This window comes from Arthrobacter sp. UYEF3 (genome assembly GCF_040546245.1).
Lineage (GTDB): Bacteria > Actinomycetota > Actinomycetes > Actinomycetales > Micrococcaceae > Arthrobacter.
Genome location: NZ_JBEPNK010000005.1, coordinates 121145 through 134657, shown reverse-complemented (window position 1 = coordinate 134657; position 13513 = coordinate 121145). Strand labels below are relative to the sequence as shown.

Below are 13513 nucleotides of genomic sequence, written 5' to 3'. Positions count from 1 at the left end.
GACATACACTGGATACATGATCCGGCTCCGTAAGCTGGCGCGCGCCGCATCTCTACTGACCACTCCGCTAGCTCCAGAAGACATTCTGTCGCTATTCAACCCCGTGTTTTCCGCCCGCCAGTTGCGCGGCGTGGTCACCCGGGTGGTCCCGGAGACGGCCGATTCCGCCACCATCTTCTTCCGTCCCGGCCGCGGCTGGCAAGCACACCTTGCCGGCCAGTGGGCCCGTATCGGCGTCGAGCTCGACGGTGTCCGGCACTGGCGGTCATACTCGCTCAGCGCCCCCGCCGGCAAGGATCCGGCCATCACTGTCAGTGACATGGGTGCCGTCTCCGGCACTCTCGTGCGTAACACCAAGCCCGGCGACGTGCTCTTCCTGGCACCCCCGCAAGGCGACTTTGTCCTGCCCGAACACCCGCGGCCCCTGCTGATGCTCACTGCCGGCAGCGGAATCACCCCGGTGATGTCGATGATCCGGACGCTCGTCCCGCACCGCCCGGATTCCGACGTCGTCCTCATCCACACCGCCCGGACGCCGGCGGACGCCATTTTCCGCGAGGAACTGGCCGAACTGGCGGATCAGTTTCCCAACTTCCGCGTCATTCACTGGTTTACCGGCGAACGCGGGCGGCTGGACTTCAGCTCCGTTGCCGGGCTGGAACAGCTTTGCCCGGACTGGCGCCAGCGCGCCGCATACGCCTGCGGCCCCGAAAGCTTCCTGGACGACGCTGAAGCGCTCTGGGAAGCGGAATCCGAGACTGCAGAGCCCGCCTCGGAAGCCACCCTGACCATTGAACGCTTCAGCACCAAGCTGGCCGGCGGCGAAGGGCACGACGGCGGTCTGGTCACGTTTGAGGCGTCGGACCGCGAAGTTGAAGCCGACGGGGACACCCCACTGCTCGACGTCGGCGAGGACGCCGGCATCCTGATGCCCAGCGGGTGCCGCATGGGTATCTGCCACAGCTGCCTTATCCCCCTCCGGGCCGGCCAGGTCCGTGACCTGCGAACTGACGAAGTCCATGGCGAGCCCGGCCAACTAATCCAGACGTGCGTTTCGGCAGCCGCCGGACCCGTTAACCTCGACCTCTGAGGAGTACCCGCATGACGATTGTTTCCGACAAGCCTGACCTTTCCGAGGAAGCCTCGAAGGGCAAAGCGCGCGCTGCCGTTAAGGCGCGGCCCGGTGCCCTCGCCGAGACCGGCAGCCCTACCCTTCGGCCGCCCGCAGCCGCGCACCTGTCCGACGAGCAGGTGGCCGAGCTGGGCCGCGAACTCGACGCCATCAAAGACGACATCCTCGCCAAACGCGGAGCCTCCGACGCCGCCTACATCCGCCGCATGATCAAGATTCAGCGCGGCCTGGAGATCTCCGGCCGGGCGACACTGCTGGTCAGCAAGAACAAGGCCGCCTGGGTGGCCGGCACCACCATGCTGAGCCTCGCGAAGATCCTGGAAAACATGGAGCTTGGGCACAATATCCTGCACGGCCAGTGGGACTGGATGCGCGATCCCGACATCCACTCCACCACCTGGGAATGGGACTTCGTAACCCCCGCGCGTTCCTGGCAGCACACCCACAACGACCTGCACCACCGCTGGACTAACGTTGTCGGCAAGGACAATGACATCGGGTACAACCTGCTCCGCATGGACCCACAGCAGGAATGGAAGCCCTTCAACCTGGGCAACCCGCTCTACAACGCGCTGCTGGCCCCGGTCTTCGAGTGGGGCATCGCGGTGTACGACCTGGAACTCGTGGACTACAAAGAGGGCAAGAAGTCAAAGGAAGCCCTCACCAAGGACCTCAAGGCCCTTGGCCGCAAGGCCCTCAAACAGTTCACCAAGGACTACGCCGCCACCCCCGCCGTCGCCATGCTCACCGGCTCCGGCAAGCAGGCCCTGTACGGAACGCTGACCGCCAACGCGGTCCGCAACGTCTGGGCCCACGCGGTGATCTTCTGCGGCCACTTCCCGGACGGAACGGATACCTTCACCGAGGAAATGGTCGACGGTGAGACCCGGGGCGACTGGTACGTGCGCCAGATGATCGGTTCGGCCAACATCTCCGGGTCCCCGTTCATGCACCTCATGACCGGGAACCTCTCGCACCAGATCGAGCACCACCTGTTCCCCGACCTGCCGTCCAACCGCTACGCGGAGGTGGCGCCCAAGGTGCAGGATATCTGCCGGCGGTACGGTCTGCCGTACACCACCGGCCCGATCTGGAAGCAGGTCGGCTCGACCTGGGCAAAGATCTTCAAGCTGGCCCTGCCGCCGAAGAAGGCCTAAACAGCCGCGCCCGCCAGCCGGGTTTTGAAGAGTGACGGAAGGGCGCCTGCCAATACGGCAGGCGCCTTCCTGCGTCAGGTGGCCGACTCCTCAGCTGATGAGCAGGCTGAGGGCCTCCGTCAGGTGCCCGACTTCCCGGACCGAGAAGCCGCCCGGAACCGGGCCGGGACCGTTGGGGCTGGCCGGCACCACGGCGTGCGTGAACCCCAGCCGGTGGGCCTCCTGGATGCGCTGGTTGATCCCGGGCACCGGCCGGACCTCACCGGCCAGGCCCACCTCGCCGAAGGCGATGAGGCGCTGCGGCAGCGGTTTCTTGGCCTTGGCAGAGGCCACTGCCAGCGCCACGGCCAGGTCGGTGGCCGGCTCGCTGAGCTTCACGCCGCCCACTGTCGCCACGTAGGAGTCGTCCTTGTGCAGCAGGCAGCCGGCGCGCTGCTGCAGCACCGCGAGCAGCATTGCCACCCGGGAGCTGTCCAGCCCGCTGGTGGCCCGGCGCGGCTGGGCGTTGGCGCTTTCGGCCAGCAGGGACTGGACCTCGGCCAGCAGCGGGCGGCGGCCCTCCAGCGTCACCGTAATGCAGGTGCCGGACACCGGATCCTTGGTTCGCGAGACGAAGAGGCCGCTGGGGTCGGCCAGGCCCACGATGCCGTCCTCGTTCAGATCGAAGCAGCCGACGTCGTCGGTGGGCCCGTAGCGGTTCTTGACGGCCCGCAGCAGCCGCAACCGGGAGTGGCGTTCACCCTCGAACTGGCAGACCACGTCCACCAGGTGCTCGAGCAGCCGGGGACCGGCGATGGAGCCGTCCTTGGTTACGTGCCCCACCAGCAGGGTGGTCATGTTGCGGCGCTTGGCCGCGGCGATCAGGGAGGCCGCGACCTCGCGGACCTGGGAGACACCGCCGGCGCTGCCTTCGACGTCGGCGCTGCTCAGCGTCTGGACGGAGTCCACAATGAGCAGCCGCGGCTCGAGTTTTTCCACCTGCCCCAGCGCCTGGCCGAGGTCCGTTTCGGCGGACAGGTACAACGATTCGGCGACGGCGTCGATGCGGTCCGCGCGCAACTTCACCTGGGCGGCGGATTCCTCGCCGGTGACGTAGAGGACGTCCTGGGTGGTCCGGGCAAACTTGGCGGCGACGTCCAGCAGCAGCGTGGACTTGCCCACGCCGGGCTCGCCGGCCAGCAGGATTACCGCGCCGGGGACCAGCCCGCCGCCCAGCACGCGGTCCAGTTCGTCCACCCCGGTCGGGAGGAACGCGGCCGTGGTCGCGTCGACGTCGGCGATCCGGCGGGCCGGCTCCAGGACCGTGGCCGCCGCCGTCGTCCGCGCCACGGCGGCGCCGGTCTCTTCGACGGTGCCCCACGCCTGGCATTCGCCGCACCGGCCCACCCACTTGACAGCGGTCCAGCCGCATTCCGCGCATTTATAGCCCGGCGCGTTGGCGGCGCGGGAAGTCTTTGTTGCCATTGCTCCACCCTAGTCGGGGGTACCGACGTTCCGGCCGGCGGGCCCACGCGCCGACGCTGGCCGGTCGCCCGCTAAAGAGTGGGCAGCACGTCCCGTGCCTCGTCCGGATCCATGCCGGTGGCCTCGAGGAGGTCCACCATGAGCGGCCGGAAGAGCATCACCACGGTTTCACCCTCGAGCCGCTGCACGTCCAGCAGTCGCGGGTGCAACCGGGCCGCCGTCCCGCTCAGCTCCACCTTGGCCGTGCGCAGGTGGGCGCGCCGCGCGCCGTCGTGCACTTCCGCCAGGCCCAGGCCGAGCTCATCAATCGCGGCCGCGGTCTCCTCGAGGACCTCGGCGATGTTCTCGGTGGCCTCGTCCGAGAGCGCGGCGTGGTTGATGGCGCTGGTCAGCCGGCGCGCGAACACGCGGCTGTTCCGCAGCGCGAGGTCGATAAAGTCCACCGACTGCGCCAGTTGGTCCAGCTCGTCCCGGTAACGACGGTAGGCGGGGGCCAGGGTGGCGACCTCGCCGGAGGAGCGCAGCGTCTGGCGCATGGCATCGACCAGCGGCTGGCAGTTGCGGCCGCGGATCAACGCGTGCCAGGCCTGGGTGGAGTCGCTGTGGCTCAGGGCCGACGCGCACTCGCGCAACACCTCCGCCAGTTCATGCAGGAGTTTCTTGACGTCGTTGCGAGGTTCCCGCCGGGGATCCTTGGGGATCAGGAAAGTTACCACCAGGGCGAACCCGCCGCCCACCACGGCATCAATGCTCCGGGTGAAGGGGCCGCCAGCCGGGGCCGGCAACAGCACCACCAGCAGGGACTGCAGGCCCAGTTGGGTGGCGAAAATAGTTCCCCTGTCCAGGAAGCGGGCCAGGAGAATCGAGAAAAGAAGCACGACGGCGGCCTGCCAGATCCCCGCGCCCAGCCAGTGCAGCAGCAGGTCGCCCACCACAATGCCGAGGGTGCAGCCCAGGCCCACCTCCACGACCCGGCGCAGCCGTGGATCCCGGGAGAAGCCCAGGGCTATTAGCGAGGAGGTGGCGGCAAACAACGGCCCGGTGTGGCCCAGGACGTACTCGGCAAAGGCGTAGGCACCCACGGCGCACGCCGTCATCTGGACGGCCGGCAGCAGTGATTTGCGGCTCCGGATGAAACCGGTGCGGGCCCGGCCGCGCAGGAATCGGGCGCTTGCGGTGAATCCAGTAGCGGAGGCCATGTCCCCCAGTCTATTTGCTGTCCATGGTGCCTGAATCATCGGACCAAGCCCCTACGACTGTGACGCAGCTGACGCAACAGCAACCCGACACTCGTCGGCGAATGGCCGGGTGTCGTTAACCTGCCGTTCACCTTGAACCACGGTTCCCTTCATCTGGGGCACCTAACTTCAATGAAGGTACAAACCGTATCCACCGTCTTTCTGTTCGGACGTCTCCGGTCCGGCACGCATCTGAATAACCCTGGAAGGGGTACATCTAGTGAAGGCATCACGCTTCGGCCGCAACTCGGCCATCGCTGTTATGGCAGCCGGCGCTCTTGCGCTTACCGCCTGCGGTTCCGACAACGCCACGAACACCGCGCAGCCGGCAGTGCCGTCCTCCGCGGTCAAGGTCACCGGCACTCTGACCGGCATTGGTTCCTCCGCGCAGGGTGCTGCCATGGACGTCTGGAAGACCAACTTCGCCTCCGCCAACCAGGGTGCCAACGTGCAGTACTCCCCGGATGGCTCCGGCGCGGGCCGCAAGGCGATCATCGACGGCTCCGCCCAGTTCGCCGGCTCCGACGCCTACCTGAAGGACGACGAGCTCGCCGCATCCAAGGCCAAGTGCGGCCCCGACGGCGCCCTGAACATCCCGGTCTACATCTCCCCGATCGCCGTGGCGTTCAACCTGCCCGACATCAAGGAGCTCAAGCTCGATGCTCCCACCGTGGCCAAGATCTTCCGCGGCCAGGTTGCCAAGTGGAACGATCCGGCCATCGCCGCGTTGAACCCCGACGCCAAGCTGCCTGACCTCAACGTCACCCCGGTGAACCGTTCGGATGACTCCGGCACCACCACCAACTTCACCGACTACCTCGCCGCCGCGGCGCCCGAGGTCTGGACCGACAAGTCCTCCGGCATCTGGCCCGCCTCCCTGAAGGGCGAAAACGCCAAGGGCACCTCCGGCGTCGTCAAGACGGTCACGGACACTCCCGGCGCCGTCACCTACGCCGATGACTCCGCCGTCAGCGGCAAGTTGGGTATCGCCCAGATCAAGGTCGGCGGTTCTTTCACTAAGATCTCCGCCGACGCCGCCGCCAAGGCTGTCGACGCCGGCAAGCCGGTCGAGGGCCGCAACGCCAACGACCTCTCCATCAAGCTGGACCGCAAGACCACCATTGAGGGCGCTTATCCGATCGTGCTCGTCTCCTTCCACGTGGTCTGCACCACCTACGACACCAAGGCAACCGCTGACCTGGTCAAGGCTTTCGAAAGCTACGTAGTATCCGACGCCGGCCAGAAGGCTGCCGCCGATGCCGCCAAGTCCGCGCCGCTGTCCAAGACGTTGCAGGACAAGGCGATCAAGTCCATCGAATCCATCAAGGCCAAGTCCTAGGGATACGCTGCGCCACAAGGCATAGTGGAAACACCAGCCTGACCCAGGTTCCCTGTTCCGAAAAGACGGTTTCTAACCGTCCGCCCGGGGCAGGGAACCTAGGCGTTTGTCCGAAGTACCAGAAGATTCACCGCCAAGGGCCCGGAGAGATCCGATGGCCGCCGGCGCAGATCGAAGCTGAAGGATCGTGAAGTGACCACCACCTCCCTGACCAAGTCCCGGGGCGCGGGCCGCGCCGGAGACAAAGTCTTTTCCGGAGCCGCCTTGGCCGCAGGGTGCCTGATCCTTGCCGTACTCTTCGGCGTTGCGCTCTTCCTCGTCATCCAGTCGCTCCCTGCCCTCCTCGCATCCCCGGACAAGATCCAGGGCGGCCAAGGCTTCTTCGCCTACATCTGGCCGATCGTCGTCGGTACCCTGATCGCCGCCGTGATTGCGCTGGTAATCGCCACGCCGATCGCGATCGGCGTCGCGCTCTTTATCTCGCACTTCGCCCCGCGAGGACTGGCATCCGGCCTCGGCTACGTAATCGACCTGCTGGCCGCCATCCCGTCTGTGGTCTACGGCGCGTGGGGTGCTGCGTTCCTGGCCAAGGAGATCTCCCCGGCCTACAACTGGCTTGCCGCCAACATGGGCTGGCTGCCGATTTTCCAAGGGCCGGCCTCGGCCACCGGCAAGACCATCCTGACGGCGGGCATCGTGCTTGCGGTCATGGTCCTGCCGATCATCACCTCACTTTCACGCGAAATCTTCCTGCAGACCCCCAAGCTGCACGAGGAGGCCGCCCTCGCCCTCGGCGCCACCCGTTGGGAAATGATCCGGATGGCCGTCCTGCCCTTCGGCCGCGCGGGAATCGTCAGCGCCGTGATGCTGGGCCTGGGCCGCGCCCTCGGCGAGACCATGGCCGTCGCCTTGGTGCTCTCGTCCGGCGCCCTCACGGCCAGCCTGATCCAGTCCGGCAACCAGACCATCGCCGCCGAAATCGCCCTGAACTTCCCCGAAGCCGGCGGCCTGAAGGTCAGCACGCTGATCGCCGCGGGCCTGGTGCTGTTCGTCATCACGCTGGGCGTGAACATGATTGCCCGGTGGATCATCACCCGGCACAAAGAATTCTCGGGAGCCAACTAAATGACCTCCACCCTGACCCCGGTCCGTAAACGCTCGGCCCTGACCAAGGGCCAACTGCCCAAGGCCGCGCCGTATATTGTCCTGGTCCTCGCCCTCGTCATCGGTGCGGCCATCCTGGCCCTGATCGGCTTCAACGCCTTCGGCTGGGGCATCGTTTCGGCCGTCCTCTTCACCGCCGGACTGGTCGGCTGGAGCGCCGCCGTGGAAGGCTCCCGCAAGGCCAAGGACAAACTGGCCACCTGCCTGGTGGTCGGCGCCTTCCTGGTCGCCCTGCTGCCGCTGATCTCGGTGATCTGGACGGTACTGGTCAAGGGCCTGCCGGGCCTGCTGGACCCCGGGTTCCTCAGCACGTCGATGAATGGCGTCACCGGCGCGTTCGACAACAAGAGCGTCGAAGAAGGCGCCCCCGTGATGGGCGGCATCTACCACGCGCTGGTGGGGACCGTGCAGATCACCCTGCTCGCCACCGTGATCTCCGTCCCGGTTGGCCTGCTGACCGCGATCTACCTGGTCGAATACGGCCAGGACCGCGCGCTGGCCCGGGCCATCACATTTTTTGTCGACGTGATGACCGGCATCCCCTCGATCGTGGCCGGCCTGTTCGCCGCCGCGTTCTTCTTCGCCGTCGTCGGACCCGGCACCAAGACCGGGGCCGTCGCCGCCGTCGCGCTGTCCGTGCTGATGATCCCGGTGGTGGTCCGCTCCAGCGAGGAAATGCTCAAGATCGTGCCGAACGAACTCCGCGAAGCCGCGTACGCCCTCGGCGTGCGCAAGTGGCGGACCATCCTCAAGGTGGTCATCCCGACGGCGATCTCCGGCATCGCCTCCGGCGTGACCCTCGCCATCGCCCGTGTGATCGGCGAGACCGCCCCGATCCTGGTCACCGCCGGTTTCGCCACCTCCATCAACAACAATGTGTTCGGCGGCTGGATGGCCTCGCTGCCGACCTACATTTACACGCAGATCCTCAACCCGACCTCGCCGTCCAACCCCGGCCCCTCCGACCAGCGCGCCTGGGGCGCAGCCCTGGTCCTCATCATCCTCGTGATGCTGCTCAACCTGGGCGCCCGCCTGGTGGCCCGCATCTTCGCCCCGAAGGCCGGCCGCTAGGCCTCCGGCACACGGCACCCCATCTCCACAAGTGAAGGAACAGCATGTCTAAGCGCATCGACGTCAAAGACCTGAACGTCTACTACAGCAAATTCCTTGCCGTCGAGGACGTCAACATCAACATTGACCCCAAGTCCGTCACCGCCTTCATCGGCCCCTCCGGCTGCGGCAAGTCAACCTTCCTGCGCACCCTGAACCGGATGCACGAAGTGATCCCCGGCGCCCGGGTGGAAGGCGAAGTGCTGCTCGACGGCGACAACCTCTACGGCCCCGGCGTGGATCCGGTCACGGTCCGTTCGCAGATCGGCATGGTCTTCCAGCGGCCCAACCCTTTCCCCACCATGTCCATCCGGGACAACGTGCTGGCCGGCGTGAAGCTGAACAATCAGAAGATCTCCAAGGGCGAGGCGGACGCACTCGTGGAGCGGTCGCTGCGCGGCGCCAACCTTTGGAACGAGGTCAAGGACCGCCTGGCCAAACCGGGTTCGGGGCTGTCCGGCGGCCAGCAGCAGCGACTCTGCATCGCCCGCGCCATCGCCGTGGAGCCCCAGGTGATCCTGATGGACGAGCCCTGCTCCGCGCTGGACCCGATCTCCACGCTCGCCATTGAGGACCTCATCAACGAACTCAAGGACGAATACACCGTGGTGATCGTGACCCACAACATGCAGCAGGCCGCCCGCGTCTCGGACAGGACGGCGTTCTTTAACATCGCCGGCACCGGTAAGCCCGGCAAGCTGATCGAGTACGGCGAGACCCACACCATCTTCAGCAACCCGACCGTGAAGGCCACCGAGGACTACGTCTCCGGCCGCTTCGGATAAGCCCGGCTGCTGAATCGACTGCCCCGCAAACGCCCTTTAGGGCCCTCAAAAGGGTGCCTGCGGAGCGCTCGAAGAGCCCTAAAGCCCCATGAGGGGTGACAAGGCGAGCTCCAGGACGAAGGCCGCCGCGGCGGTGACCAGCGGGGTCAGCGCCCAGAAGGCCAGGATCCGGAGCACCACCCTCCGGTTTGTCGCTGGATAACGCTGGTTGACGCCTGCCCCCAGCACCGCCGAGGTCACGGTGTGGGTGGTGGAGATCGGCCAATGCAGGCCGATCGCGCCCACCAGTAGCAGGACGCTGCTGAAGAGCTGCGCAACGAAGCCGCGCAGCGGATCCATCCGGAGCATCCGGTATCCGATTGTGTAGGCGATCCGCCAGCCTCCCGCCAAGGTGCCCGCCGTGAGCATGCCGGCCGTCAGGAGGGCCACCCAGACGGGGACGGAACCGGCGTCGGTCAGCCCCGCGGCCAGCATCGCCAGGATCAGTACGGCGCTGCTACGTTGGCCGTCCTGCAGTCCGTGGCCAAAGGCTACGCCACCCGCGGCGACGGCCTGGGCCCGCCGGGACCTGGTGTGCACAACGTGTGGTGGGGTGTAACGCGCCGCCCAGGTGGCCGGCCAGACCAGCAGGTAGGCACCCGCGAAGGAGATAGCCGGGGACAGCAGCAGGGGCAGCACTACCTGGAACAGCAGGGAATCGTCCACGCCCGCGACGGCGTGTCCGCCCACCGCAACGCTGGCGACGCCGCCGCCGGCCAGGCCCCCGACGAGCGCGTGCGTCGAGGAGGAGGGAATGCCGCGCCACCAGGAGTAGACGCCCCAAAGCACGGCGCTGAGTAGTCCGGCGATGAGGATGGTCAGGCCGTTGCCGCCGGGCGGAAGAACCAGCCAGGCACGGCTGGCCGCCAACGCCAGCCCCGCGCTGAGCCCGGCGCCGATGAAGTTGAACAGCCCGGCCAGGAGCACCGCCACTGTGGGAGTCAGGGCCCGTGTCCGGACCGCCACGGCGACAGAGGACGAAGCGTCGCGGAAACCGTTGAGAAAAGCGAACGCCCCGGCGAAGACAACCACCAAGGCAAAGAAGACGAGGGTCACCTCAGGATTCCTTGACGATGATGCTGCCCACCTGGGTGGCGATCCGCCGCATGTCCTTCGTGACTTCCACCAACTGGTCCGCGACGTCGCGGTTGCGGGCGTACTGGGCTGATTTCATGTCCTTGAGCATGTCCGCGACCCAGACCCGGTGGGTGCGTTCCGCACGCTTTGTAAGCCGGAGGACCTCGATCCAGTAGTCCTCAAGATCATCCAGGTTGTTCAGCTGGCGCATGGCGTCGACAGTCAGTTCGGCCTGCCGGCTGATGATTTCCAGCTGTTCGGCCGCGCGCTTGGGCGGCCGCTCCAGCTTGTAGAGGAGCACGAGGTCGGCTGCGGCATCCAGCTTCCCCATCGCCTCGTTGAGGTAGCGGGACAGTGCGTACATGTCCTCGCGGGGGAGCGGGTTCAGGAAGCTGGTGCGCATGTGCGTCAGAAGGGCAAAATGCAGTTCCGCCGACTTTGCCTCGTGATCGTGCATGTCCTCCACAAGCCGCGAATGCTCACTGGCAGGGGCGCCAAGGATCTCCGAAAAAGTTCCCGTACCTAAGGCAATCTGATGGGCCATCTGGGACAACAGGTTCAGCCCGATGGGCTCCTGGGGGAAAAGGCGCAACTTCACGTGGGGTTACCGGTCTCCAGACGAGGCTTGCACGGGTTTTGTCTGCCGGCCCTGGAACGTGACGATGACCCGCGCATGTAACTTACTTTACCGTCCGGACATGAACCGCCGGGCGCGGGCATAAAAATGGTGCCGAACCGGATACGCCTCTCGGCGGTAGGCCGCTCTAGGCGGCTAATTGTTGAAGCCCGGGGGTTTCGCGGTTCGGCACCGCCTTTAGTTTTCTACGTCGGGTGGACCAAGTCAACATTGACAGTGGGGGCCCGGCGTGCGTCTTGACAGTACGGAAAGGCCGCGCTAGATTCACGAATTTCCGGGCCGCGCTTGCACCAAAGGCTTAGTCCAGCTCGCCCAGCCGCCACGCGTTGGCGGCGTGCTCAAGGTCCTCTGCGGTCTTCACCAAAAGGTGGGAATTCCGCGTGAGCTTGCTGGCATGGTTTGCGTTGCTGTGCTCCGCGCTGTCGGCGAGCGTGGCCTGGCCCAGCGCCACCACCCGGCAGAACGCGGCCGAGCGCTCCAGTGCGACGTCGAATTCACCGTCGAACGCGCCGGAGAGGATGGCGTCCGCCATCGACTTCATTTCCTCGGCGCCCGGAGGCTCGGCCGCGCCGGCCACAACGTGGGACACCTGCGCGGTGTCCTTGCCCGCCCTGAAGTAGACCGAGATCCGTTCGGGGTCCCGGATCGCCACAGCGCGCAGCGCGTAGAGCCGCCAGAGTGCGCCGGGGAGGGACCGCGCCGGGCTTTCCGCCCACATTTCGGCTATGGCGTCCAGGCCTTGTTCATCGGCGAGCTTGACCAGACGCCGGGTGACCTTGGGGTCGTCGCTGTCCCGGCCACGGCGCACGAGTGCTTGCGCCGCGAGGTGGGCGGCCTCGGACACCCTCGCTGGATCTGCGCCGCCGGCGAACGGTTCAAAGTCGAGCGGCGCGAAGGGCTTCGGCTTATGGTGTCGCTGCGGTCCCGGGCTGCTTGCTGCTGCTTGCTCGTTCATGCCACCACGCTACTCCTCAGCTTTCCGGGAATCGAGCATAGTGCCGCCCTCGGGAATGACACCGGGATGGCACGGGTAGGCGACCGAGGGGGTCGCCCGGGGCGGAAGGAGACGGCGTGTCGGCCCGGGTGAAAAAAGCCGGCCCAGGTCTGGGGTACAGTATTAAACGTTCAGAAATGGACTGGGCCGACGTGCCTGTCGACGGTGGAATTGACTGCCGTTTGATGGTGTCGGCTGGGGCCTTTAGCTCAGTTGGTAGAGCATCGGACTTTTAATCCGTGGGTCGTGGGTTCGATCCCCACAGGGCCCACTCTTTTAGCGAAGAGTGGAAAACCCCTGGCATCCTGGCAACAGGAAGCCAGGGGTTTTTATGCGTCACGGGGCAGGTTCAACAAGGTGGGTTCCGTGGGAATGCACGATGGCCCAGATACCAGCCCGGCTAGGATTGTCAGATGAACTGCGACAGTGCGGCAGGCTCGGGGTACTGGTATGGCCTCGAGGGCCAGCCGGATCCGCCGTCAGCCGTGTTGCACGCCCTGAGGAGCTATCGGGCCGCCGAGGTCGCCACCCGTCGCTCCACCCGGGATGCCATGGGCATGGGGGAGACTGACCTGCTGGCGCTCCGGTACCTGTTGCGCGCCCAGTCGGCGGGGGAGCGGGTGGGGCCGAAAGACCTCAGCCGAACCCTAGGAATCACCACGGCTTCCACCACCTCACTGATCGATCGACTCGTGGGCAGCGGACACGTCCGCCGCCAGCCGCACCCCACGGATCGGCGCTCCTTGGTGATCGTCCCCACCGCCGCCACCGACTTGGAAGTAAGGGCTACGCTTGGCGAAATGCACCGCCGGATGCTCGCGGTGGCAGAAGGGCTCAGTGCACAGGAAAGCCGCATCGTCGTGGGATTCCTGCGCCGTATGACGGAAGCCCTGGACGGGCCTGACGAGAACCTTTGAACCGGACAGCGTATCCGGACGAGGCCGCCGGACGCGCAACTTGCTAGTTTATCTAGTGATATGTATACTTACTAAGTTGTAAGTAGGCTTACTAATTATCCAATATGCGTGTGCCTGGAGGAGTCGTGGCCGAATTGTTGACGCTCGCAGTAGCCCAGGAAGCCGGTTCGGACCCGCTGGCCGAGCCCCGGTCACCGGCAACGCAGGGCGCCGGCGCGCCGGCGCTTCGAGGCCCGGCCGACCAGGCGCCCAGCCACTGCGGTACCCCGATGCGATGGACGGCCCCGGTCCTTGAGGTCATGGCCGCCTTCTCCTTCGACACTGGCAGCGGGTCTGCCGAACTTCCGCCCGTGTGGCGCTGCACCTGTGGGTTCCAGCTCGACGGCATTGTCCGCACGCCCACCCGGCTGGCCGCGCTTTCCTGAGCTGCGCGGCGCTCCGGAGATCTTCGGTGCGCGCC

The 13513-nt window shown here is 66.4% G+C and carries 13 protein-coding genes and 1 tRNA gene; 9 read left to right on the top strand and 5 right to left on the bottom strand.

Going from position 1 to position 13513, the window contains the following annotated elements:
• The first annotated feature begins 16 nt into the window (after positions 1–16).
• The gene (locus tag ABIB14_RS05440) at positions 17–1090 is read left to right on the top strand and encodes a ferredoxin reductase (protein WP_354234654.1); all 1074 of its coding nucleotides are present in this window, start codon (positions 17–19) and stop codon (positions 1088–1090) included.
• An 11-nt stretch (positions 1091–1101) separates the two neighbouring features.
• Positions 1102–2289: a fatty acid desaturase family protein gene (locus ABIB14_RS05435; protein WP_354234653.1), complete on the top strand. Its 1188-nt coding sequence runs from the start codon at positions 1102–1104 to the stop codon at positions 2287–2289.
• 90 nt (positions 2290–2379) lie between these two features.
• Here ABIB14_RS05435 and radA read toward each other — a convergent pair whose 3' ends face one another.
• Both radA and ABIB14_RS05425 read right to left on the bottom strand, forming a co-directional pair.
• On the bottom strand, positions 2380–3753 hold the full coding sequence (gene radA, locus ABIB14_RS05430) for a DNA repair protein RadA (RefSeq protein WP_354234652.1): 1374 nt from the start codon (positions 3751–3753) through the stop codon (positions 2380–2382).
• 71 nt (positions 3754–3824) lie between these two features.
• Complete coding sequence (locus ABIB14_RS05425) at positions 3825–4952, bottom strand: FUSC family protein (protein WP_354234650.1); 1128 nt, start codon at positions 4950–4952, stop codon at positions 3825–3827.
• Positions 4953–5211: 259 nt separating this feature from the next.
• On the opposite strand from ABIB14_RS05425, the gene pstS reads away from it, so the two are divergent.
• The 4 genes from pstS (at position 5212) to pstB (ending at position 9389) form a co-directional block, all read left to right on the top strand.
• A complete protein-coding gene (pstS, locus tag ABIB14_RS05420; RefSeq protein ID WP_354234649.1) occupies positions 5212–6330 on the top strand; it encodes a phosphate ABC transporter substrate-binding protein PstS in 1119 nt (372 codons plus the stop codon).
• 192 nt (positions 6331–6522) lie between these two features.
• On the top strand, positions 6523–7455 hold the full coding sequence (gene pstC / locus ABIB14_RS05415) for a phosphate ABC transporter permease subunit PstC (protein ID WP_354234647.1): 933 nt from the start codon (positions 6523–6525) through the stop codon (positions 7453–7455).
• Positions 7456–8565, top strand: coding sequence for a phosphate ABC transporter permease PstA (pstA, locus tag ABIB14_RS05410; RefSeq protein WP_354234645.1), 1110 nt, complete (start codon positions 7456–7458; stop codon positions 8563–8565).
• A 44-nt stretch (positions 8566–8609) separates the two neighbouring features.
• The gene (gene pstB, locus ABIB14_RS05405; RefSeq protein WP_354234643.1) at positions 8610–9389 is read left to right on the top strand and encodes a phosphate ABC transporter ATP-binding protein PstB; all 780 of its coding nucleotides are present in this window, start codon (positions 8610–8612) and stop codon (positions 9387–9389) included.
• Between the two features lie 78 nt (positions 9390–9467).
• Here pstB and ABIB14_RS05400 read toward each other — a convergent pair whose 3' ends face one another.
• From ABIB14_RS05400 to ABIB14_RS05390, 3 genes are all read right to left on the bottom strand, one after another.
• Positions 9468–10484, bottom strand: coding sequence for an inorganic phosphate transporter (locus ABIB14_RS05400; RefSeq protein ID WP_354234641.1), 1017 nt, complete (start codon positions 10482–10484; stop codon positions 9468–9470).
• A 1-nt stretch (position 10485) separates the two neighbouring features.
• On the bottom strand, positions 10486–11103 hold the full coding sequence (locus ABIB14_RS05395) for a DUF47 domain-containing protein (RefSeq protein ID WP_354234640.1): 618 nt from the start codon (positions 11101–11103) through the stop codon (positions 10486–10488).
• A gap of 337 nt (positions 11104–11440) precedes the next feature.
• On the bottom strand, positions 11441–12097 hold the full coding sequence (locus ABIB14_RS05390) for a hypothetical protein (protein ID WP_354234638.1): 657 nt from the start codon (positions 12095–12097) through the stop codon (positions 11441–11443).
• A 237-nt stretch (positions 12098–12334) separates the two neighbouring features.
• On the opposite strand from ABIB14_RS05390, the gene ABIB14_RS05385 reads away from it, so the two are divergent.
• From ABIB14_RS05385 to ABIB14_RS05375, 3 genes are all read left to right on the top strand, one after another.
• Positions 12335–12407 (top strand) — tRNA-Lys (locus tag ABIB14_RS05385).
• A gap of 142 nt (positions 12408–12549) precedes the next feature.
• On the top strand, positions 12550–13053 hold the full coding sequence (locus tag ABIB14_RS05380; protein WP_354234636.1) for a MarR family winged helix-turn-helix transcriptional regulator: 504 nt from the start codon (positions 12550–12552) through the stop codon (positions 13051–13053).
• 125 nt (positions 13054–13178) lie between these two features.
• Complete coding sequence (locus tag ABIB14_RS05375) at positions 13179–13478, top strand: hypothetical protein (RefSeq protein ID WP_354234635.1); 300 nt, start codon at positions 13179–13181, stop codon at positions 13476–13478.
• Positions 13479–13513: the final 35 nt, after the last annotated feature.

Coding starts and splice junctions, on each gene's coding strand:
- radA (WP_354234652.1), bottom strand. CDS start 3,753: ATGGCAACAAAGACTTCCCGCGCCGCCAACGCGCCGGGCTATAAATGC.
- ABIB14_RS05390 (WP_354234638.1), bottom strand. CDS start 12,097: ATGAACGAGCAAGCAGCAGCAAGCAGCCCGGGACCGCAGCGACACCAT.
- ABIB14_RS05435 (WP_354234653.1), top strand. CDS start 1,102: ATGACGATTGTTTCCGACAAGCCTGACCTTTCCGAGGAAGCCTCGAAG.
- ABIB14_RS05380 (WP_354234636.1), top strand. CDS start 12,550: ATGAACTGCGACAGTGCGGCAGGCTCGGGGTACTGGTATGGCCTCGAG.
- ABIB14_RS05440 (WP_354234654.1), top strand. CDS start 17: ATGATCCGGCTCCGTAAGCTGGCGCGCGCCGCATCTCTACTGACCACT.
- pstB (WP_354234643.1), top strand. CDS start 8,610: ATGTCTAAGCGCATCGACGTCAAAGACCTGAACGTCTACTACAGCAAA.
- pstA (WP_354234645.1), top strand. CDS start 7,456: ATGACCTCCACCCTGACCCCGGTCCGTAAACGCTCGGCCCTGACCAAG.
- ABIB14_RS05425 (WP_354234650.1), bottom strand. CDS start 4,952: ATGGCCTCCGCTACTGGATTCACCGCAAGCGCCCGATTCCTGCGCGGC.